Source organism: Paenibacillus sp. WG02 (assembly GCF_055396115.1).
In genome coordinates this window covers 4587485-4610197 of the sequence record NZ_AP036016.1, presented here as the reverse complement: position 1 = coordinate 4610197, position 22713 = coordinate 4587485, and the positions used below count along the sequence as shown (strand labels likewise).

The 22713-nt window shown below is 44.2% G+C and carries 18 protein-coding genes and 2 pseudogenes; 12 read left to right on the top strand and 8 right to left on the bottom strand.

Annotation, left to right across the window (positions count from 1 at the left end; genetic code table 11):
- The first annotated feature begins 336 nt into the window (after positions 1–336).
- From ACBP55_RS20855 to ACBP55_RS20840, 4 genes are all read left to right on the top strand, one after another.
- A complete protein-coding gene (locus ACBP55_RS20855; protein ID WP_464644665.1) occupies positions 337–3318 on the top strand; it encodes a carbohydrate binding domain-containing protein in 2982 nt (993 codons plus the stop codon).
- Between the two features lie 287 nt (positions 3319–3605).
- The gene (locus tag ACBP55_RS20850) at positions 3606–3914 is read left to right on the top strand and encodes an ArsR/SmtB family transcription factor (protein ID WP_464653365.1); all 309 of its coding nucleotides are present in this window, start codon (positions 3606–3608) and stop codon (positions 3912–3914) included.
- Between the two features lie 133 nt (positions 3915–4047).
- Positions 4048–4581, top strand: a complete 534-nt coding sequence (locus ACBP55_RS20845; protein ID WP_464644664.1) for a GNAT family N-acetyltransferase — start codon at positions 4048–4050, stop codon at positions 4579–4581.
- Between the two features lie 211 nt (positions 4582–4792).
- Entirely contained in the window at positions 4793–6295 is a 1503-nt protein-coding gene (locus ACBP55_RS20840; RefSeq protein WP_464644662.1) for an MDR family MFS transporter, read from the top strand.
- A gap of 78 nt (positions 6296–6373) precedes the next feature.
- Here the strand turns inward: ACBP55_RS20840 and ACBP55_RS20835 are convergent, their stop codons facing one another.
- Positions 6374–6535 (bottom strand): hypothetical protein, encoded by a 162-nt coding sequence (locus ACBP55_RS20835; RefSeq protein WP_464644660.1) that lies wholly within the window; start codon positions 6533–6535, stop codon positions 6374–6376.
- 177 nt (positions 6536–6712) lie between these two features.
- On the opposite strand from ACBP55_RS20835, the gene ACBP55_RS20830 reads away from it, so the two are divergent.
- Together ACBP55_RS20830 and ACBP55_RS20825 are read left to right on the top strand one after the other, a co-directional pair.
- A complete protein-coding gene (locus ACBP55_RS20830; RefSeq protein ID WP_029197525.1) occupies positions 6713–7165 on the top strand; it encodes a cupin domain-containing protein in 453 nt (150 codons plus the stop codon).
- Between the two features lie 148 nt (positions 7166–7313).
- Positions 7314–7724 carry a hypothetical protein gene (locus ACBP55_RS20825; RefSeq protein WP_464644658.1) on the top strand — a complete coding sequence of 137 codons (411 nt, stop codon included), beginning with the start codon at positions 7314–7316 and terminating at the stop codon, positions 7722–7724.
- 268 nt (positions 7725–7992) lie between these two features.
- Here the strand turns inward: ACBP55_RS20825 and ACBP55_RS20820 are convergent, their stop codons facing one another.
- Both ACBP55_RS20820 and ACBP55_RS20815 read right to left on the bottom strand, forming a co-directional pair.
- Positions 7993–8472, bottom strand: coding sequence for a hypothetical protein (locus ACBP55_RS20820; protein WP_464644656.1), 480 nt, complete (start codon positions 8470–8472; stop codon positions 7993–7995).
- Between the two features lie 137 nt (positions 8473–8609).
- Positions 8610–10037: an aminotransferase-like domain-containing protein gene (locus ACBP55_RS20815; protein WP_464644654.1), complete on the bottom strand. Its 1428-nt coding sequence runs from the start codon at positions 10035–10037 to the stop codon at positions 8610–8612.
- 116 nt (positions 10038–10153) lie between these two features.
- Between ACBP55_RS20815 and ACBP55_RS20810 the strand changes: the two genes are divergently transcribed.
- Both ACBP55_RS20810 and ACBP55_RS20805 read left to right on the top strand, forming a co-directional pair.
- A complete protein-coding gene (locus tag ACBP55_RS20810; RefSeq protein ID WP_464644652.1) occupies positions 10154–11101 on the top strand; it encodes a DMT family transporter in 948 nt (315 codons plus the stop codon).
- 104 nt (positions 11102–11205) lie between these two features.
- Positions 11206–12486, top strand: coding sequence for an L-cysteine desulfidase family protein (locus ACBP55_RS20805; RefSeq protein WP_464644650.1), 1281 nt, complete (start codon positions 11206–11208; stop codon positions 12484–12486).
- Between the two features lie 175 nt (positions 12487–12661).
- Here the strand turns inward: ACBP55_RS20805 and ACBP55_RS20800 are convergent, their stop codons facing one another.
- Together ACBP55_RS20800 and ACBP55_RS20795 are read right to left on the bottom strand one after the other, a co-directional pair.
- Positions 12662–13897, bottom strand: a complete 1236-nt coding sequence (locus ACBP55_RS20800; RefSeq protein WP_464644649.1) for an MFS transporter — start codon at positions 13895–13897, stop codon at positions 12662–12664.
- On the bottom strand, positions 13867–14316 hold the full coding sequence (locus ACBP55_RS20795) for a MarR family winged helix-turn-helix transcriptional regulator (RefSeq protein ID WP_464644648.1): 450 nt from the start codon (positions 14314–14316) through the stop codon (positions 13867–13869). The genes ACBP55_RS20800 and ACBP55_RS20795 overlap by 31 nt, the downstream gene beginning before the upstream one ends.
- A gap of 417 nt (positions 14317–14733) precedes the next feature.
- Between ACBP55_RS20795 and ACBP55_RS20790 the strand changes: the two genes are divergently transcribed.
- Complete coding sequence (locus ACBP55_RS20790) at positions 14734–15240, top strand: GrpB family protein (protein WP_464644646.1); 507 nt, start codon at positions 14734–14736, stop codon at positions 15238–15240.
- Positions 15241–15283: 43 nt separating this feature from the next.
- On the opposite strand, the pseudogene ACBP55_RS20785 reads toward ACBP55_RS20790, so the two are convergent.
- From ACBP55_RS20785 to ACBP55_RS20775, 3 genes and pseudogenes are all read right to left on the bottom strand, one after another.
- Positions 15284–16421, bottom strand: a pseudogene (locus ACBP55_RS20785) (NADH:flavin oxidoreductase).
- Positions 16422–16502: 81 nt separating this feature from the next.
- A pseudogene (locus tag ACBP55_RS20780) lies at positions 16503–17741 on the bottom strand (MFS transporter); the annotation flags it as partial.
- Positions 17742–17745: 4 nt separating this feature from the next.
- Complete coding sequence (locus ACBP55_RS20775; RefSeq protein WP_464644645.1) at positions 17746–18360, bottom strand: FMN-dependent NADH-azoreductase; 615 nt, start codon at positions 18358–18360, stop codon at positions 17746–17748.
- Between the two features lie 166 nt (positions 18361–18526).
- On the opposite strand from ACBP55_RS20775, the gene ACBP55_RS20770 reads away from it, so the two are divergent.
- The 3 genes from ACBP55_RS20770 to metE all read left to right on the top strand — a co-directional run bounded on the left by ACBP55_RS20770 (position 18527) and on the right by metE (position 22680).
- Positions 18527–19171 (top strand): helix-turn-helix transcriptional regulator, encoded by a 645-nt coding sequence (locus ACBP55_RS20770; protein ID WP_464644644.1) that lies wholly within the window; start codon positions 18527–18529, stop codon positions 19169–19171.
- A gap of 191 nt (positions 19172–19362) precedes the next feature.
- A complete protein-coding gene (locus ACBP55_RS20765) occupies positions 19363–20265 on the top strand; it encodes a LysR family transcriptional regulator (RefSeq protein ID WP_464644643.1) in 903 nt (300 codons plus the stop codon).
- A 111-nt stretch (positions 20266–20376) separates the two neighbouring features.
- Complete coding sequence (metE, locus tag ACBP55_RS20760; RefSeq protein WP_464644642.1) at positions 20377–22680, top strand: 5-methyltetrahydropteroyltriglutamate--homocysteine S-methyltransferase; 2304 nt, start codon at positions 20377–20379, stop codon at positions 22678–22680.
- Positions 22681–22713: the final 33 nt, after the last annotated feature.

Sequence of the window (22713 nt, the reverse complement as noted above, 5' to 3'; positions counted from 1 at the left end):
TATCGTATGGATCAACCCCCTCTATGAATATCTAGAGGGTTTTTTTTTGTATAATTCTTGACTTATTAGTAAAGTATATCTTGAAATTTTATATACTTTATCTTGAAATTGTCCACATTTTCTTGAAATGATGACATATTTTAAACGCACGCATGGGCTTAAAATGAGAATAGATCATCGAGGAAATTACGCATTGACTTTCGTTAAACAAACGAAGGGAGGTGAACGAGAAGTCTAATATAGGCTCCAATGGGTAGGAAAGGAGTTCGTAAAGGTAGAGCGTATCGACAGCATCACGATTGACCGCAGCCAAACTTTGTGTGAGGAGTGGTAATTATGAGAGCAATAACGTTTCGTCCTTTGTGGATTCGTATCGTCTGTATGGTGTTTAGTAGTTTGCTTATGATCAGCAGTTTCCAGAACCTCGATGTTCGCGCATCCGGCATCACAGTGACTATCCCCAACTCTTCTTTCGAAGATGCCGGAACCGGCATACCGCATTGGACCACACACCCCACATACGGCCAAAATACAGCAACCGTCTCAAATGAGAGAGCCTACACTGGCTTGAACAGTATGAAAATGGTGGACACCAGTTCTACGGCTTCACTAGCTCGGATTAGCGAAAAGGTTAGCATTACACCGAATGAAGAGTATACCGCTTCAATCTTTGCTTATATTGAGCAAGGTTCGATTGATGTTTGGCTGATTTTCTATAACGGCACAACGGAAACGATTGCAGCGCCCACAAGCGTAACGCCTCCGCTCGGTCAATGGACGAAGAGATCTATTACTGCAAAAGCTCCATCTGGAACGACTCAAGTAGCGGTCATGGTTTACAGCTCATTAGCTTCTGTTACGACTGCTTATGTAGACGATGTTTCGATCGGTCAAACTGTTAGAAATGCAGGCTTCGAAGACACGTTAAGCGGAACATGGACAGTGTCCTCTGGTGCAGCCGTTTCGTCGGTGCAGAAGGCGGGGGGAACTTTCAGTCTTAAATTGGACGATTCCAGCTCAACCGCAGCTAGCACAGCGGAAAGCTCAAATGTGCCGGTTAGTTCTGGCTCTCGCGTAGGGGCTACGGCCAAAATCTACCCAACCAGCGGGTCAGGGCTGAGCGTCCATCTTCTTTTCAAGAATTCTACTGGGACTATCCTTAAAGATGCTGCAAACGATTTCACTGGCACTTCGTCACAATGGACCCAGGTTTCTGTATCCGCTACCGCCCCTACAGGCACAGCATCCGTCTCCGTATATCTAACAACAGGGACGACAACTTCGATGGTCGCTTACGTCGATGATGTGACGTTGGACCGTCCGATTGAGTACAATCTCGGCACTCAAATTACGAACAATCCTCTTGACGTCGCTGTGATCGGCAAAGATGCGAGCGGTAACACGGATCTAATGTATGTCGGTTCCAGCGGGTTTCCGTCCAAGCTGGTGGTTTACGATGCCCGAACGGGTGAGTTGGTGGATGATCAGAATCTCAATCAGACGGAAGCTGTCTGGGGAATGACGGTGGCTACTGATAAGTCCGTCTATTTGGGAACGGCCAACAAGAAAACGATGTTTCGGTATCTCCCGGGCACAGTTAGCACTGTTAATGGGAAAAAAGTAATTACAGGCAGCTCGTTAGTGCCAATCACTCTACCAACGGGAATGGACGTTATTTGGGATGTAACGGCGGGAAGCAGCGGGAAGGTCTACGGTGGAACTTCCACCAGCGGCAAAGCGTTCCAGTACGATCCGACCGGAGGCACTGTCGTCTTAAACAATAACCAACCCATCGTCAGCGGACTAGATTTTGTGAGGTCGATCGCTTATGCGAGTGATACTGAGGTGTATATGGGCATGGGACCGACCTCGAATGCGACAATCATACGTTTTAATCCGACGAATGGAACGCAATCCACCATTTCTCCGGCAAATTATGGCAGCACGTATGTGCTTGGACTCGATTATATTTCAAATGGAGCGGCGTCGAAGGTGTTCGCTAAGCTGTCCGCTGGTCCTATGCTTGTTTTGGATAGCGCAAATGGTACGTTAGACACTTCCTTAAGCAATGTGGATTCACTTGGCGTATCGACGAAGCATCCCTCAGACGACAAAGTGTTCTACACGAAGGGGAATCATCTTTACAGCTACGATATTTCATCGAAAACAGAATCAGATCTAGGCGATGTCGGAGGAAGCGCAGTTGGTTATACTTTTTTGACCGACGCAGGCAACACTTATCTGTATGCTGCGCTCAAATCGGGAAAAGTTTTGAAATATTTGCTTGTAGCAACTCCTACGATTGATACGACGACATCGTTCGTAATTCCAGAATCGCCGACCAAAATCCGGTCACTGGTCAAGGGGCCTGCCGACAAGATTTACACAAGCGGATATTTACGTGGAGGAATGGGCATCTATAATCCGGACACAGGTGAAGAAACTCGCTATAAAGGCGCAGGCCAAGCGGAAAACATGACCACAATAGGCAACAATCTGTATATGGGCATATATCCTGGCGCGTGGATCAAAAAGTACGACACAACGTCGACGTGGAATGATACAACGAATCCTTCAATCCTGTTCCAGGATATTGACGACCCCCCTTATCATCAGGATCGACCATTTGGTATGGAGGCAGAGCCGTCACTTAATCGACTTTATGTTGGTTCCGTAGCGGGCTCAGGCAAAAATAAAGGCTCTTTTACCGTTTATGACTTGTCGACTTCCCAACAAGTCACGACTATAAACGATATTGTTTACCATCAAAGTGTCATTTCACTCGCGTATAAGGACAATAAAGTTTTCGGCGGCACATCCGTTTACGGGGGAATTGGCAGCACGGTTGATGCGGCGGAAGGAAAAGTGTTCATTTGGAATACAACGAGCGCCAACTCGACACCTGTTCCTCAATTTGTCCCAGCCCCAGGAAGAAAAGTCATCTCTGATCTCATCGTTGGTCCAGATGGGAAAATATGGGGACTTGCGGAAGGGAACTCGTCAGGCAATTCGTCCCACGACACGACCGCAGATTTGTTTATTATCGATCCGAATAATCCATATGCCGCTCATACGACTGTCTATTCCGACAAATTCAGCTCAATACCCGTGACCTGGCAAGGCGGCAAGATGGTTGTCGGCAACGACGGAAACGTCTATGTGAGCATTGGCGCAAAATTGTACGCAGTTGACGCCAACTCCGCCACCAAAGACGCGGTTGTTTTAGTCGGGGCGGGTGTGTCATTGCTGACAGCGGATAAGTATGGAGATCTTTATTATGTGAAGTATGAAACTAATCTCTACAAGTACGATAAATAGAGGATTTTTTGATTATTGATTATTCGACCATGTCATGGGCATGGTCTTTTTTTCATGCAAGAGATGATATTCTTGCTATCATGAAGCAACAGGGATAAAGTGAAAATATGGATTTATTAAACTCCAAGGTTCAAACTAGTTTAGAGATGAACATTCCAAACGAATGAGGGATATGGCGCTTATGAAAATTTGACTTGACACTATACGGTGTCATATAATGAATCACCATATAGTATCGTATTTATCGATGAAGTAAGGGGAGGGTGATTTTGAACGATAAAAGTCAAATGCGGGATGTTTATGACGCCATTGCCGATCCAACTCGTCGCAAACTCCTTCGTCTGTTGGCTGATGTAGAAGAACTGCCTCTTTATGAATTAACTGATCAGTTTCAAATGGGACGAACAGCTGTATCCAAGCATTTGGCGATCCTTAAAGAGGCAGGTCTCGTAACAGACCGGAAGGTCGGTAGAGAAACGCGGTATCGGCTGAATCCCGCTCCACTCCGAGAAATTCAAGATTGGGTATCGTTTTATGCTAAATTTTGGAATGAAAAAATGGTGCTTTTAAAGCATTTATTACAGGAAGAAGAATAAAATATTTGTGAGTTATCTAAAAAAATCCGATTATTAGCCGCTAAAATAGCGGCTTTTATTTATTTTATATGATTCAAATGCATTATGTTAAAATGTGGATATATGAATTATGACGAAGGAGAACGAGATTCCTATGAAGCAAAGTAATGAAAATATTACAATCGATGTTCGGCCTGCATCTATTGATGAAAGTCATATTGTACTAGAGCTTTGGAAAGGGTCCGCAAGCTGGCTTCAATCTAAGGGGATAAATCAATGGAATCCAGAACATTTCAATATGAATCAAATTCATGAATGTTTCAATAAAGGTAATGAGATATATTTGGCAAGGTTGAGTGAAGAAGTTGTGGGAACACTTTTCATTTGTTGGTCGGATCCTTTCATTTGGGCAGAGCTTAATAATAACGAATCAGGGTATGTTCATAGATTTGCTGTAAGTAGAAATCATTTAGGAATGGGGATAGGTCAATTATTATTGAAATGGGCTGAAAACTATATAAAAAATAAAGGGAAGACCCGAATAAGACTTGATTGTATGGCTGAAAATGATAGATTAAATCAATATTATTTGGATAGCGGATTTCAACATATAAGACTGCTGCACTGGGATAATGGATGGAAAATCAATTTATATGAGAAGAGTTCATGTAAGTATACAGAACATTAACTTAAAGGTGGATTAAATGGGTTTTATAATTGTTGTTCACGGTGTGAAGGATGGATAAGGGGAAGGTACCTTTTTTTAAGTAATTGAATGTTATTGACAAATATACAATATTTCGTTAGCATCATCATTGAGTTACGGACAATTGTCCGTAAAATATGCAAATAGACAAGAGAGAGTCAGCAGAGGATGCTGAATCGGATGGAGGGAATACATGTCTTCAGGTAAAAACAGTGCTGCAACAGAAGCCCCGTTTTCAATGCGAAGCATATTAGGGCCGTTGGTGGCAATTGTGGTTGGGATTTTCATGGTTATTTTGGACGGAACGGCGGTAAACGTTGCTCTTCCCAAGCTGCAAGAAGAATTTAAACTATTGAACTTGTCCTTAGTACAATGGACCGTTATCGGATATGCGCTGGCACAAGCAGCTGTCATTCCTTTAGCGGGGTGGTTATCCGACAGATTTGGCGCCAAGAAAATATTTTTGATCTCGGTAGGTCTATTCACTATTGGGTCTGGTCTATGTGCGCTGGCGAATTCGGTTGAAATGCTGATTACTTTCCGTATCATCCAAGGTCTGGGTGGCGGTGTTGTTGTTCCTATTGCTATGGCGTTCATTTATCGTCTGTCACCGCCGGGAAAAGTAGGGGCCGTCATGGGCATGATGGGTATTCCGATCTTGCTGGGGCCGGCGCTTGGACCCGTAGTTGCAGGCTGGCTAGTTGAATATCATAGCTGGCAGTGGATATTCCTGATTAACCTACCTATCGGTGTAATCGGAATTATCCTCGGAATCCGTACTTTACCGAATATTGGGCGGCAGTCGGTAGCATCCTTGGATTTACTTGGCATGCTTTTAGGACCAATTGCGTTTGCAGCGCTAGTCTACGGTGTTTCTAATGGTGGTATTGACCCGATCACTGGGAAATCCACTTGGATGGATGCTGATACGCTAATTGGCTCAGGAATCGGTATTGTGGCGCTTATTTTATTCGTTATTGTGGAATTAAGACGTGAAAATCCGCTGCTCGAGCTGCGTGTTTTCCGTTCAGGTAATTTTACAAAAGGGATCATCGTGCAATGGATTTCTCAGATTGCGATGTTCGGAACCATGTTCCTTGTCCCCCTATATTTACAACAGGCCCATGGCTATAGCCCTCTGAAAACTGGTCTTATCATGCTTCCGCAAGCTCTGGCATCCGGTTTATTTATGCCAATTGGCGGTAAACTGTCAGATCGTTTCGGAGCGCGTCCGCTTGTCTTGGCGGGTATGGCACTTACAACGATTTCAGCATTTTTACTGTCTAATATTTCTGGCGATTCAGGTGTAGGGACAGTGATCCTGCCGCTTGCACTACTTGGCGCTGGAATGGGACTGTTTATGATGCCTCTTAATAATCATTTGATCCAATCCGCACCACAGAATTTGGTTGGCCGCGTAACGTCGCTCACGAATGCCGCACAACAAGTGATGATGTCCTTCGCTATCGCCATTTTGATGACGATCTTTACGACGAAGATGAAAAATTTGATGGTTGAATCAGGCAAGCAGAAGCCGGATTTAGACTTGTATGCTTCTTCCTTTGGTTACACTTTCTTAATTCTTTTGGGTATCGCCGTTGTCGGTGGTTTGCTGGGTCTTATGCTGCAAAAGCCCAAGAAGGCGGAAGGCGAGTCCATAGACGGTGCAGAAATTCCAATGATTGTTAGTCATTAATCTGATAATTTTTTTACTTTAAGAAAACGAAAAGCCCGGTCCTAGTGGAATCGGGCTTTTTTCGCATTCATCTTAGGATTATTGATCTTGAGATTTGCTGCTGGAAGATTGATTTTCTTGAAATGCCTCAGCAGCTTCCTCTGCGGAAAATTCCGTATCATTTTTACCTGGGACAGGCATTTTGTTTAACTCCGTTGATTGTACTTCCGCCTTTGTTGCCTGATTATCTTGATTGGGCATGTGACACCTCCTCTTTTAAAATAACAACACAGAATAGTTTTCCACAGAAGAAATTATTTATTCAGATTAGGACTAGTTCTTAAATGTCTAGCGCTAACAACCGATTTTCAGTGTATAATGGATTAGGAATTTTATAGAGATAGAAATAGAAATAGGAAGAGAGTGAGAAACAAAATGATTACAAAATCTTTATCACCGTTAGTAGCTGCGCTAGATTTAAAGCCTCATCCTGAAGGCGGCTGGTACAAGGAGCTTTGGAAAGCTTCGTTCGAAATCCCAAAAGAGGTACTTAATGAAGCGTACACAGGTTCCCGATATGCAGCGACTTCCATTTATTTTGTGCTTCATCCTGATGAGTTTTCAGAGTGGCATACGGTATTATCGGATGAACTTTGGCTCTGGCATTCAGGAAGTCCATTGTTACTAACACTTGGCGGTACAAAAGACAAGCCTGAGGAAACACAAGAGATTATTCTCGGACCAGATGTCATTAATGGACAATGTCCACAAGCCTTAGTTCCGGCCACTGTTTGGCAGACGGCAAAACCGCTAGGAAACGAGCCTGTTTTTGTCTCCTGTGTTGTTGCGCCGGGGTTTCATTATGATGATTTTAAGTTAATTAAGAAATAACATGCAGCAGTAATTGAACGAAAATGTAAAATGTTGTATAGTTAAATGTAAAGACTGCCATTTGTTGGCGGTCTTTTTCTGCTTGATAGACCTGTTAGTGGGTTATGGAATGCATTGATGTATGACGAATTTAAGGAAGGAGAAAATTATGAGAAAAAGATTAACGAAAATAATGATAACATGCATCGCTATTTTATTTATATTTAGTTTGATTAGTTGTAGTAATACTGCCGAGAAAGTTTCAAGGGATAAAACCTTTGAGCAAACAATCGATGGAAAACTCAATAATATTACTAATCCAAAAAATAATACAGTGTCACTATCCTCAAATCCATATGACTATGTTAAGGGGGAAGATAGTAATAAGGATTACAAATACATTGTTTTGCAAGGAGAAAAGTCTTTAAATTATATGCTCAACCAATTTGCTAATAGCGATAATAATGGATTAAAAGAATATATTATGGCAATTGCATGTTCTGAAATACTAAAAGAGAATCCGGCTTCTAAAAAGTGGGCATCAGGTAGGGAATGGTATGATAACTATATTAAAAAGTAATACTGCACCAATAATTTTCTTGAATTATGATGTAAAGGGGGAGCATCGGTGAAATTAGACCAATTTTAGGCTGCATCTGTTTTCACAGTTGCACTACTGAATAGCGATTCCCACCCTAAATTAGAGGGAGGTTTTCCAGTTAGATGACCGTTTAGAGCAATTAACGCCAAATAACTGGAGGAATTCCTGTTAGATTTCGCTCCGTATCGAAACAAAATAGAGGCTGCTCGCTAGGTTATTAACCTTTTGAGTCAGCCTCTTTCGTAAATCATGCTGGCAGAGAGGGGAACTTGTTAATTTCTATAAAGTGAATCTGTAAAGAACCGAAAAATGCTCGACCTTGGTTGTAATGAAGTTCACATTTGTACCCATACTTTCGTGAAATGGTTTGCAGTTCTTTAAACCCTGGGAGCGCTCTGACCAAAGAGGTTATCTGTTGAATGACATGGTTTGGCAGCTTCATAAACATCGTCGTCGAATTAATGCCATCGACAACCGATATGAAGCTGGGAAATGTGGATTTCTTGAAATGGGAGAGATGGATACTATCCTCGGCAATTTGTAATATTTCTTTGTTCAGACGATTTAGGTTAATAGTAATATTTTCATAAAAGTAAATACCAAATCCGATTTTGTTAGTCAAGGGATTTAAACGTTTTTTCCATTTCAACACTTTTGCTTCCCAATAAGTCTCTAACTGCTCACTTAATTTATGCCAGTTGATTCGTGATGTGAAAAATTTTCGCATGATATACTCCTTCTTTTTAACATGTTACGTAATAAAGACGTTGGAACGATGATTTTTGTTCAATATTTAACCCACGAAGAAAAATCCCTTCCTCAAGCTTAGTCTTGGGGCTGGGATTTTTTTTAGTCTTGTTGGGATCAAAATCGTCTAGCGATATCTGCAAGCAGCCTGACACCCTCACGAAGTTGCCCCTCACTAACGAATGAATAGCTTAATCGAATCCAAGATCGCATCTCTCTGAGCGGATCACAGATCATACCCGGAACAAAAGAGACCGATTGTCGGACGCTTTCTTTTAATAACTCTTCCACAGGCAAAGCTTCGGGTAGCTTAAGCCATAGATTGAACCCTCCTTGTGGACTAACCCAACTCCATCCGGTAGTGGACAATTCCTGCTCCACAATTTCTTTTCGTATTTGAAGGGCGATTCGCAGCTTCTCCAGGTGTTGTTTAATGCGTTCGGACTCGAAATAGTGTAGGAAAATTTTCTGGTTGACCAGAGGAGTTCCGTTATCAGCCAATGATTTTGCTGTTATTAGCGGTTTTATTACGGATGGACGACCGATGACCGCGCAAATGCGTAGCCCAGGTGCCACGAATTTACTGAAACTGCGGAGATAAACAACCCAACCATCTGTATCATAAGAAAAAATGGGCTGAGGCGGCGGCTGATCAAAATACATCTCATGAATGGCATCATCTTCTATTAGTAAACAGCGATAGCGTTCAGCCAGCTCGACAAGCTGCTTGCGTTGGTCCGTGGGAACCGTATACCCAGTTGGATTATGAAAGGTAGGATTCATATAAAAAATACGGGGTCGGTACTGCTTCATCAGCATCTCGACTTTCTCCAAATCATAACCTTCTGGGTAAATATCGACTGGAATAAATCGTGCACCCTGTTGGCGGAAAATATCAAGCGCGGCGCTATATGTCGGCCTTTCTACCAAGATGAAATCCATTGGTCTGATGTATACTCGTGAAATGAGGTCAATTGCCTGTTGTCCCCCAGTCGTGATCAATAGATCACTTGCTGTCAGTTGAATACTATGATGAAGCTTCATGTACTGGCAAAGGAATTCACGCAGTTCGTCATCCCCTTGTGCACTGGAGTAGGTTCCCATTAGTTTGGGATAGATGTCGAAAACTTTCTTAACATATTCAGATAGGTAAAGATTCGGCAGTAAATTCGGATCGATCAATGACTGGGAAAACTGATAAATTACCGGTACCTCCTGAATCTCAGATAAGGAGTTTCTCAAATGGCCGGAAGAGGCGATGGGGCTTCGTTCCGTATAGTCAGAAATAACATGTTCCGGGAAGTCTGGTGGACATACATAATAACCCGATTTCTCCTTTACGTAGACGATATGGTTTTGTTTTAGCAGCTGATAAGCTCTAAACACGGTTAGCCGGTGTACCTGGAGCTCTTGGGCGAGCAGCCTTATCGAAGGGAGTTTGTCATGTGCCTTTAACTCTCCACGTTCGATCCTGGTGACGATAAAATCGTATGTTTGTCTAAAAAGTAGTTTGGTATCATTCGTTGATGTGTGCCTATTTATCATACCTTGTTCACTCCTTAATTCACTAATTATAACTCATGCTCAAGCAGTCTGTTCTGCTGTGTAGGATCTGTTCTATTGTCTCCCCTGTATAATACATAACAAGAGGGGGAACATCCATGATTATTTTCAATTATTTGCTCGTATGTCTCATATTTGGCACAACGTTTTTAGCCATAAAGGTAGGTGTCGACGCTTCTACGCCGCCTTTCTTCTCCGCAGGAATAAGGTTTTTCCTTGCAGGTATGATATTGTTCTTTTGGATGGTATGGAAGAAAAAGGCCAACTTATCCTTACTAATTCACAAAGAAATGCTGCTAACGGGAATAGGTCTGACTTTCGGTACATTTTCTACGTTGTACTGGGCTGAGCAGTATGTTTCCTCCGGTTTCGCTGCCGTTCTATCAGCTACGGCTCCAATGATGATGCTCGTGCTGCAAACCATTGTTCTGCGGCAGAAGACATCGTCAAGATCCGTATTCGGTTGCATCCTCGGATTCGTTGGAATCGTATTGTTATTACTGCCACACCTTACAATAACCGCTAATATCAGGTGGATAATCGGATGTGTCGCTATTTTAGTCGGGCAGATCTTCTATTCCTCGGGTGCCTTATATTCCAAAAGGGTTATTCAGCGATTCCCGCAAGCATCGCCAATTGCGCTTAATGCGGCTCAGATGATTTATGGAGGCTTGCTGCTTGTTATTTTGTCTTTATTCACGGAACATGTGGACATCAAGAGCATGCTGACAACAAAGGCGATCGGGTCTCTTTTATACTTAATCGTTATTGGCTCCATGGTAGGGCACAGTCTTTTCTATTGGCTCGTCGCCAAAACGAATCCCGTTTTTCCGACCACGTGGCTTTATATTTCGCCGACAATTGCTCTCACATTCGGAGTACTATTGTATGGCGAGACGATCACTTGGGTATCAGCAATAGGAGTGATTACCATTATTGTTGGAACTGTTTTTGCTAATCTGGATAGTTTGAAGCAATTGATCCATAAGAAGAAAACGGACGCTATACCAGTTAGTCAACGAGTTTCTGAAGTTAGTGGGAAATGAGGCTGTTCATGAATTTACTAGTTGAACTAAGTGAAGAAACTATCGTATATTTTAAGAATGATTCGAAGGTCTTTGGTGACTTTCGGTGTTGAGGGAGGTTCATCTTGCATACAAATACATTTATTAACATCCTACAAAACGAACTTGTTATCGCGCTTGGCTGCACAGAACCAGTTGCGATCGCCTTAGCTGCGGCTAAAGCAAGGACTTATGTGGACGGCAATATTGACAATATTACTGTTTATGCAAGCGCAGGTATTATCAAGAATGCACTAGCAGTGGGAATACCCGGTACTGATCTGACTGGGATCGATTTTGTCGCTGCATTAGGTGCAATTGCTGGAAATGCAGAGAAACAGCTAGAAGTACTTGCAGATATTAAGCCGGATGATATTTCAGTGGCGCAGTCGATGGTGGAACGAGGCGTTTCAGTAGTTCATCTTTCGGATACGACAAGGAAATTATATATTGAAGTTATCATTGAAGCAGAGCAAAGGTACGCTAAGGTTGTCATTACCGATAATCATACCAATATAACGCTGATAGAAGTTGATGGGCAGGTAGTTGACACTGGAGGCTGCGCAAGCGCGAGTTTTAAGAGCTCCAATGCGGAGCGGAGTGAGCTAACGGTTGAATCGATTGTTGAATTCGTGAATACCGTTGAGCTTGTTGATCTCGTTTTGGTCAAACAAAGCATTGAATTGAACCGTAAAGCAGGTTTAGACGGCTTGGAGCATTCTTACGGACTTGAAGTTGGTAAGACAATTAAAGAAAATGTGCAAAAAGGTATTTTGTCAGACGATTTAATCTCTCATGCCATGGCTCTTGCAGCAGCTGGATCAGATGCTCGAATGGCTGGATCCTCCATGCCGGTTATGGCGAATTCCGGAAGCGGAAATCAAGGGATTGCAGCGACAAACCCTGTTATAGCAGCTGCAGAAAAGTTAGGAGCATCGGAGGAAAAACTCATTCGTGCCGTTGCACTGAGCCATTTAATCACCATTCATATTAAATCCAAGTTTGGGCGATTATCCGCATTATGCGGCGTCACCGTATCCGGTACGGGTGCAAGCTGTGGCATAACCTATCTGCTTGGCGGAGGGAAACCGGAGATAAAAGCGGCGATCCAAAATATGCTCGGTAATGTGGCTGGGATGATGTGTGATGGAGCAAAAGGTGGCTGTGCTATGAAAGTTGCGACCTGTACGAGTGCAGCCGTACAGTCTGCGCTACTCGCATCAAAAGGGATGACTATTTCCTCGACAAATGGATTTATCGAAAATGAAGCGGAAAAGACGATTGACAACTTTTGCCGTATAGGTAATGAAGCAACATCTGAGATTGACAAACTTATTCTCGAAATGATGTTAAATAAGGACTTATAGTGTAATAGAGCAGCGTGTGGCAGCTATGTCCAATTGGATGAAATGAACCGCAAACAACAGGTTCAAGACGGTTAGATAATGATAGCTTTTCAACCTATAAATCCTACAAACAAAAGCAGGCGCCGCGGCGACCTGCTTTTATTAATTGAGTTAACGTAACATTGCACTTAGATAGCTAAGAGATATTCTTCGAAATTGTTATTGGACTTGGTTTGATGGAAGAAGCTGTTTTTCGATGATAAAGCCCATAATACAGAATAGCAGAGCATGCGACAACCAACCCGGCAATGAAATACATGGTATGGTAATTCGTTTTCGAAGCGACTGCGCCAAGCACATAGGAACCAATTCCGTATCCTGAGTCGAAAAGTAAGAAATACGTGCCTGTCGCAAGCCCTCTGCGGTGTGCGGGGGCGGCTTGAATTGCGATCGTCTGGAAGCTGGGAAGCATCGCTCCGAATCCAAGTCCCAGCATACCTCCTGCGACTAAAAATAGGACAGGGGAAGAAGCCATGCTGAGGAGTATCATTCCTAAAGTGAAAAGGATGATCCCCGGATAAACTAATAAATGAGGACCTGAACGATCAAACCATTTGCCTGTAAAGGGTCTGGATATAACAATCATTAAAGCGAACGCCATGAAGAAGTAACTCGCATACGTATCCAACCCAATGGATTTGGCGTACACGGAAAGAAAAGTCGTAATAGCTCCGTAAGAAAAGGCCAACACAGTGCCTGCCAAAGAAATAGGCAAAGCCCGCGGCTCAATGAACTTTCTCCAACCTGACACTGATTGCACGTTAACTCTAGAGATAGCTTGAGGAATGCGAATGGTCACCCCAAATAAGAAAGCAAGAAGCGCGAACACAATGCACACACCAAATAGAAGACTATTATTGTGAGTTTGCATAATGGTTAGCCCAAGAAAGGGACCAACGACCATAGCCAAGCTCATGAAAAGGCTGAAATACCCAATACCCTCACCTTTGCGCCGCTCAGGAACTAGCTCGATCGCAATTGCACCTGCAGCCGTTGTCGCCATCCCGAAACCTATACCATGAAGAAATCTTAAGCCAAGCAATATAGTATAGTCATGAACGAGAGGATACAGCATCGTGCAAATCATAAAAAGCGCCAGCGAGAAAAGTATGATCTTCTTGCGGTTCCATTCATCCATCCACTTGCCGGTTAAAGGCCGTAAAATGACGGTTGAAATAATAAAGACGGTCATAACCAGACCAATCTGCTGTTGTCCGCCATGCAGCGTATCAGTAACGAAGATAGGAAGCGTGACGGCGAGAATATAAAAGGTCATAAATAAAAAAAAGCTGCTGAAGCAGACAGCAACAAAATCCCGATTCCATAATTTTTGATGCGTATTCACGATGACTCCTCCACTTCCTTGATGCATGCATTGGCCTGGTTGGTCAATTGGTTGAGCATCTCCCGCAAAATCGTTGTTTGTTCGTCCGTAAAACCGCTAAGAACCGAGGCGATTACCTTTTGCTCAATCGGCGTCAGGATATCATTCAAAGCTTTGCCTTGCTCCGTGATAAAAGTAAGAAACGATCTTCGATCCGTCTCATTGGCCCGTCGCTCCACTAGGCCTTTGCGTTCCAATTGATCGAGGATTCGTGTGATATTGGTCTGATCCTTTTCGGCTCGGACCGCTAGCAGTTTCTGTGTAATGCCATCTTCATCAGCTAAACGATTGAGTACGGCCCATTGCTCTGTTGTCATATCATAAGGTTGAAAATGGCTGTTCAATAACTGCGTCAATCGTCTCCCTGCATGGTTCAAAATAAATCCAAATGAGCTATCCAGTCCCAAAATGATTCACCCTCTCGAAATTAATTGCTATAGCAATTATATGCTTAGCAAATAAATTCGTCAATCAAATGAGTGTCCAGATGCATAACATTTTCGAAAACGGACATATTACTTTACGACGGTGATTCAGCGAGGTGTTGTGTCGCATACCATGCAACGAACTACCAGGGAAGTTGTTTTTGAATCTATATAGAAGCGAGGAGATGTGCCGCAGATTCATTAATGTAGTCATATACTACAGGAATGTGTTGAGGTAGAGACCCAGCTAAGTAAGGTTCAAGGCAAAAGTACCATAATCCTATCACCGTCGAAAAAGACCCCGGAAGGGGTCTTTTTTAGGTTTCATCTTTTTTGACGGAAGGAATAAGTATAAAGGCTATCGAACTATTTTGTTACTAAGTTGTAGGGAGGATTTCTATGGGAGCAAGTGTCGTAGTTGTAGAATATGATCCGAGATGGGTTCAGTTGTATGAAGAGTTACGAGACTTCGTACTCCCCGTTTTAATCGACCTCCAAGTAAAGATAGAACATGTTGGGAGCACATCCGTTCCAGGATTAGCAGCTAAACCTATTGTTGATATTGACGTGGCGGTATCTACACAAGGTGATGTCCGTACAGCCATCCAAAGGCTCGCCACTCTAGGATATGTGCATGAAGGCGATTTAGGAGCCACAGGGCGTGAAGCTTTTATTCCTCCCGTTGGCATTGCTTGGCATCACTTGTACGTATGCACCGTTGAAAACGCTGAATTTAAGCGTCATATTCTATTTCGAGATTATTTGAGAACCCATCCAGCTGACGCTAAAATGTACGGCGACCTGAAGATAGAACTTGCTCGACGATTCCACAATGACCGGGTGGCCTACTCTAATGCCAAGAGCGATTTCGTAAAAGGGATATTGAAGCATGCTGGATGGAAATAACTTGAATTTAGATTTTTGAAATCTTCGTTATAAAATGCAATCTTCAAAATAACGTCCTTAACACATCGACGGTGAAAGGTTTCAGTTCGTCCCACCGTCCACTCCGAATTTTCATGGCCCATTCCGGGTCAGCCAACAAAGATCGTCCAACCGCCACCAAATCGAATTCGTTCCGGCTCAACCTTTCGATAACGCCTTCAATACCAGTTGTCTGTGACACTTTCCCTGGCATCATTGAACTCATGAATTCTTCGTCAAGGCCAACTGAACCGACGGTGATCGTAGGTTTTCTGGTTAATGCTCGGACCCAGCCTGCCAAATTCAGGTCTGAGCCCTCGAATTCCGGTTCCCAAAACCGACGGGTCGAGCAATGATAGGCGTCAACACCTGCGGCTGTTAGCGGTTCTAAGAACGCAGCCAGTTGCTCTGGCGTGTCAGCTAGCTTGGCATTGTAGGATGAAGTTTTCCATTGCGAAATGCGAAGCACGATGGGGAAATCGGGTCCAACGGCTTTCCTGACGGAAGCAATTATCTCTGAAGCAAAGCGTGTCCGCCCTTCAACTTCATCGCCGCGGTACCGATCTATTCGCTGGTTGGTTTGTTTCCAGAAAAATTGATCGATCAAATAGCCATGTGCGCCGTGGATTTCAACACCATCGAACCCTAGTTTCTTCGCGTCGGCGGCAGCATTGACGAATGCCTCTATGACAAAGTGAATATCCGATTCAGTCATGGGCGCGGTTACTTGATTGCCGGAGAGATCGAGGCCTGGACGGACCGATCGGGAGTGATTCCGGATTTGGCGGATGCCCGACTGACCGGGTCATACCAACATGCCACAGTTGGGGGAAGATTAGACCGCCTGCTGCATGTACTTGTTCCACAACAGTGGACCAGCCATCTAGCGCAGGACCGTAGAAATGGGGAACGTTCGGATTGTCTGCAGACGAAGGATGGTTAATGACGGTACCTTCCGTTATGATCAGACCAACTCCGTTTTCAGCTCGGCGCCGGTAATATTGGGCAACATCAGGCCCGGGTATTCCTTTCGGAGAGAACGTTCTTGTCATTGGTGCCATGACGATTCGGTTAGGCAGCGTCAACTTGCCGAGCGTAAATGGCTGAAATAAAGGTTTTTCGGGGTCTAGTGGATTATGGGTCGGGTCGGAATTCGGAGCCAGCTGGAATTGGGTGGTTGCCGTCTTGACCGACTCTCTCATATGGGAATTGACGATTATGGCCATGATCGAGGCACCCATAACACCACCCATATTTCTACAGAAGCCGATAAGCGAAGCGGAGACTCCGATGTAACGCTTTTCGACGCTGTTTGCGACAGCGTTCTGGCTGACACTGTTGAGTGGACCGATAACTCCTAGCCCGAGCATCACAACAATGCCGATGATTTGCCAAAAAGGTACTTCCCGCGAGATATTCATGAGTAGGAAGGAAACACCGATTCCAAGCGCCATATTGATAAACATGACAGTACGAAATCGGAAGTGAGACTGCAAGAAACCAATAAGAACAGCGCCGCCGATCATGGAAAGCATGAACGGGGTCAACAGCAGGTTTAGTTTGTTTTCACCGAGTACATAGTTGATATACAGCGGCAGGTAGGACATCGCGGAGAAGAGGAGTGCGCCTTGGCAAAAAACGACGATACTCGTACCTGTCACCATGCGGCTTTTAAAGAGATGGAACGGCAATATCGGCTCCTTTACCCGCTGTTCTAGAAAGTAGAAACTGATTATCGCCGATCCAGAAACCGCGAACAAACCGACGATCTTCCATGAGGTCCATGGATAGTCTTTACCGCCTAATTCAAGTGCAAGCATGGAGGTGACTGTCATGATGACAATCAGCAGAGCGCCGAGCACATCGATTTTCGGTTTTGACTCCGTGCGGGATTCATGGAGCGTGAAGAGCAGTACAACGAACGAAACAATACCGATCGGCAGGTTGACATAAAAGCACCAACGCCAGGTGAGCGTATCCACAACCCATGTGCCAATCTGTGGTCCTGCAATGGAAGATAGCCCGAACACGGCTCCGAAAACCCCGGATAGTTTCGCTGCATCTTTCGGGTCAGTAAACAAGGTATAAATCAACGAGAATGAAATCGGCAAAATAGCCCCGGATCCGATTCCTTGAATGATTCGGTAGAAAATAAGCTGTTCGATACTATCGGCCGTTCCGCAGAGCGTAGAACCCAGCAGGAAGATGCCGATTCCGATCAGGAAAAAGGTTTTTCGCCCGAACAGATCGGAGAGCTTCCCGAAAATCAGCATCGTGCTGGTTCCGGCGAGCGCGTAAGCTGTATAAATCCAAATGATCTTATTCAATCCGCCAATGTCGTCTAAGATTGTGTTAATGCTTGCCGATACGATCGTGTTATCCAATGCGGTCAGCATTAAGGCTAGGGCGATGAACAAAAGAATAATGCCCTTTTTTTGTTGCTTCAAGTTAGTTTCCTCCACTTCGATATTCAACTTCAGCATGCCATTAGAACGTTCTTGCAGCCCGATTCGTACTCAGGAGCCCTTTCGCAATAATCGTCTGACTGCGATCAGGATGTTGGTTATGCCCCTCAATCACAATCGTTGTAATGTCACGAATGCCGAACACCTGCAAGTGTTTCTTGACGAAATTTACTGCGATTTCCTCTAGTTCTCCATATACTCCACCTCTGGCATTTAATAAAGCGACCTTCTTTCCGGGTAAAAGTCCAACCAGACCTTCAGCTGTATACTGAAAGGTTTTGCGCGGTTGATGCAAATAGTCTAGGTAGGTATGCAATACAGCCGGAACTGTCAAATTCCAGAGGGGGAAGGCAATGACCACTTTATCGGCAGCCAGAAACTGATCAAGGTGTTTGCGGACAACTGTTTGCTCGGCTTGTTCTTGCGGTGAGAGTGCTATGCCATGAGCGAATTTGTAATTTCCCACAATCATCGTATCCCCCAAATAGGGCAGTTGTTCAAGAAATAAGTTCACTTGTACAATCGTATCGTCCGGATGCGATTCCTTGTAGCTCTTCAAGAACGTATCGTACATTCTCACACTTACCGAATGCTCCGCTGAGCGGTTGTTTGCTTTGATAAACAACGTGGTTGCCATTTCATTTCCTCCGTTCATATGCTTATTTTTGAAATAAATACTTTATAAAGTAATTCATTTACAAACCAAATTTATCCTTATTCTTTGACTTTGTCAAGAATATTCTTTACAATGTAGAGAGTGCGGTTCCAGTTCGAAAATATACGTCATTGGAGGCAGTGATCTAGTGAATAAGAAAGATCAAGCGACGGTAACATCCACTAGAAAAGCGATTGTTACGTTGCTGAAACAACACGGACCTATGGATGCTATTTCATTAGCGTCGAAGTTATCCTTGACGGGGATGGCCGTGCGTCAGCATTTATACGAATTACAGAACCAACAGGTCGTTGAATATGAAGAAGAAGCCCGTCCTATGGGCAGGCCTGCTAAAATATGGAGGCTGACGACCACGGCGAACCATTGGTTTCCTAATGGCTATCTGCAGTTGTCGGTCGATTTGCTCCATTCGGTTCGAGCGTCGTTCGGAGAAGAAGGGATGGAGAGGGTATTAGAGGACCATACTCTTTCAAAAAAGAAACAATATCATGAGCAATTATTAGATGCAGCGACTCTGAAGGCAAGGCTACAAAAGCTTTTCACGATACGCATGAACGAAGGATATTTCGCAGAAGTACAGGAGCAGGAAGACGGAAGTTACTTATTCATACAGAAGCATTGTCCGATCATCGAAGCCGCCGCCGCATGCAGCGCTATTTGTCGAAATGAGTTTGATCTCTTTCAATCGACGCTTGGCGATAATGTTACAATTGAACGTGTGGAGTATCTCTTGTCAGGCGGAAATCGTTGTGCCTATCGGATAACGGAATAAGAATGTATCACTTTGGGGATTTTCGGGTACTCTGACCGATGATTTCAGAAAGTAATAAATTTTTACTAATTATAGAGGCTGCTAAGGAAGGAGCTTGCCGTTAAGGGGGCTCCCTTTTCATATTCACATATTGAAATGATATTCTTAATTTATGGTAATCATGGATCAAGATTCTAGAGGGGAGTATTTCGTTGACTCTACAACAATTAAAGTACGTTATTGAGGTTGCTAATCGGGGATCAATTAATGAAGCGGCCAAGCGGTTGTTTATTTCTCAGCCTAGTCTTTCAAATGCGATTAAGGATCTGGAAGAAGAAATGCAGCTTGAGATATTCGAAAGATCTAATAAAGGAATCTCACTTTCTAAGGAAGGTATTGAATTCTTGAGCTATGCGCGACAGGTAGTCGAGCAGGCGGAATTATTGGAAAGCCGCTACCTCAATGCGAAGCCTTCCCCGCAGCATTTTTCGGTTTCCACCCAGCATTACGCTTTTGCGGTGAATGCATTTGTGAGTCTGGTCCAGGAGTATGGCCAAGATGAATATGAGCTAGCTTTGAAAGAGACCAAAACTTATGAGATTATTGAGGATGTCAAAAATTTGCGCAGCGAGATCGGCATTTTATATGTGAATGAGTTTAATGGGAAAGTCATCAACAAGCTGCTCAAAACCGCGAATTTGCAATTCAACAGCGTATTAACGGCTAAGCCGCATATTTTTATCAGTATAAAAAACCCGTTGGCCAAGCAATCCATAGTGACCATTGACCAGCTTCAGAATTATCCATATCTATCCTTTGATCAAGGGGAGTATAATTCCTTTCACTTTTCAGAAGAGATTCTGAGTACGGTATCACATAAGAAAAGTATTCGTGTTAATGACAGGGCGACGCTATTTAATTTATTGATCGGATTGAACGGATACACCATATCGACAGGGGTGTTAAGCGCCGATTTGAATGGAAATGAGATTATTCCCGTACCTTTGGATTGTGAGGAAACCATCCACGTCGGATGGATTTCCCATAGAAATGTTTCGTTATCCAAATTAGGAGCGGCCTATATTCAAGCACTCATGCAAGCAATATCCCAATAAAACGCTTTGATATAGCCATTAGCTATGGCTAGATATAGTTTATTCCAGTTACGCTATATCCACCAATACGTGATATCTTTCTTGTAACAATTTGTAGAGGAGATTTACAAGATGATGAAAAGCAGTGTGTTGGGATATCCGCGTATTGGAGCGGAGCGAGAATGGAAGAAAGCGCTCGAAGCTTTTTGGGCAGGCAAGCTTGAAGAATCGGAGTTTCACCGTCAGTTGCAAGAGATCCGTTTGAATCATTTGCGTAAGCAGCAAGAGAAAGGCATCGACTTCATTGCGGTCAACGATTTCAGCTATTACGATCATATTCTGGATACTTCCACGATGTTCGGCATTATTCCGAAACGCTTTCGGTATGATGGCGGCAAGGTACCGTTATCGGTTTATTACGGGATCGCTCGTGGGACGAAGGATGCTACGGCAAGCGAAATGACCAAATGGTTTAATACCAACTATCATTATATCGTACCGGAACTGGGCGAGGCATCGCCGGTGCTTACCGAAAATAGACCGCTTATGGCTTATCGGGAGGCTAAGGAGAAGCTTGGTATCGAGGGCAAGCCCGTTATCGTCGGACCGCTGACATTTCTGAAGCTTTCAAAAGGATACCGTATTTCGGAGACCGATGACTGGCTGGGACGATTACTTCCGCTTTATGTGCAGATCCTACAGGAGCTTGCAAGTGAAGGGGTTCAATGGGTACAAATAGACGAACCGATTCTCGTCACGAAATTAAACGCAGATGACTTGCAGCGATTAAAGACCATTTATGGGACATTTGCAGTCTCGGTGCCGAACCTGAATATCATGCTGCAAACTTACTTTGAATCGGTAGAGAATTACAGTGATATTGTTGCGCTGCCCGTCAAAGGAATAGGGTTAGATTTCGTACATGGTTACTCCGGTAATCTATCGTCGATTAAAGCGCTAGGTTTTCCGGCGGATAAGGTGTTAGGTGCGGGGGTCATTGACGGTCGTGGGATCTGGAAGGCGCCACTGCGCGAGAAACTGGCACTCGTAGAAGAACTCGCTGAGATCGTAACGACTGAGCGACTTATCGTGCAGACTTCGTGCAGTTTGCTTCATGTGCCAGTATCAGTTAAACATGAGACGAAGCTCGTATCTGAACTTAAAGATGCTCTCGCATTTGCAGATGAGAAGCTGGATGAGCTTGTACTTCTTGCTAAAGCGATCTCTCAAGGAGCCGCCAGTATCACAGGCGAACTGGAAGAACGTGATCGTGCTTTACTGGCGCTCAAGCTGTCAGATGAGCGCAACCGTAATGAAATTCAGCATGCGGTCGCCTCCATCAGTGCTCAACACCCTGAGCGCAGTCGACCATTTTCTGAGCGTCATATTGCTCAACAGAAGAAGTGGCAAATGCCGATTTTTCCGACGACGACAATTGGCAGCTTTCCGCAATCCCCTGAGGTGCGCAAAGCCCGTCAACTGTGGCGCAAGGGTGAATGGAACAATGAGCAGTATACTAACTTCATCCGAGAACAGATCGATATCTGGATCAAGCTTCAGGAGGAAATCGGTTTAGATGTTCTCGTGCATGGCGAATTTGAGCGAACCGACATGGTCGAATTCTTTGGAGAGAAGCTCGCGGGCTTCGTTTTCACGCAGAACGGATGGGTGCAGTCGTACGGTTCTCGTTGTGTTAAGCCGCCAATTATATTTGGGGACGTAGCTTTCAAGGGGCAGATGACCGTCGAAGAAACAAAGTATGCTCAGTCACGGACCAAACGCCCTGTTAAAGGCATGCTGACTGGCCCGATTACGATCATGAATTGGTCGTTCGTTCGCGAGGACATCACGCGTGAACAAATTGCCTACCAACTGGCCTATGCGCTTAGACAAGAGGTGGAGGCGCTTGAGCAGGCGGGTATTGGTATGATACAGGTCGACGAGCCTGCGGTTCGCGAAGGCTTGCCGCTTAAGGCGGATGATCAAGCGAAGTACTTGGCGTGGGCAGTCCGAGCCTTCCGTATCGCCACCTGCACGGTACAGGATACAACGCAAATTCACACACATATGTGCTATTGCGAGTTCCATGACATGATCCATTCGATTGAAGCCATGGATGCCGATGTGATTTCGATCGAGACATCTCGCAGTCACGGTGAACTGATTCATAGTTTCGAATTGAACACATACAAACTTGGCATAGGATTAGGCGTTTACGATATCCACAGTCCTCGTGTTCCGCGTGTGGAGGAAATGACCAGTATGATCGAACGTGCCTTGCGTGTGCTGGATCCGAAGTTATTCTGGATCAATCCGGATTGCGGACTTAAGACTCGTGGATTCGAAGAAACAGTTGATTCCTTGCGCAACATGGTTGAAGCGACACAGATCGCCCGTGCGAGGCATGCCCAAGAACCTATAGCCAATAATCGCTAAACAAAACAACATTCCTGTAGGGACAAAGATTTG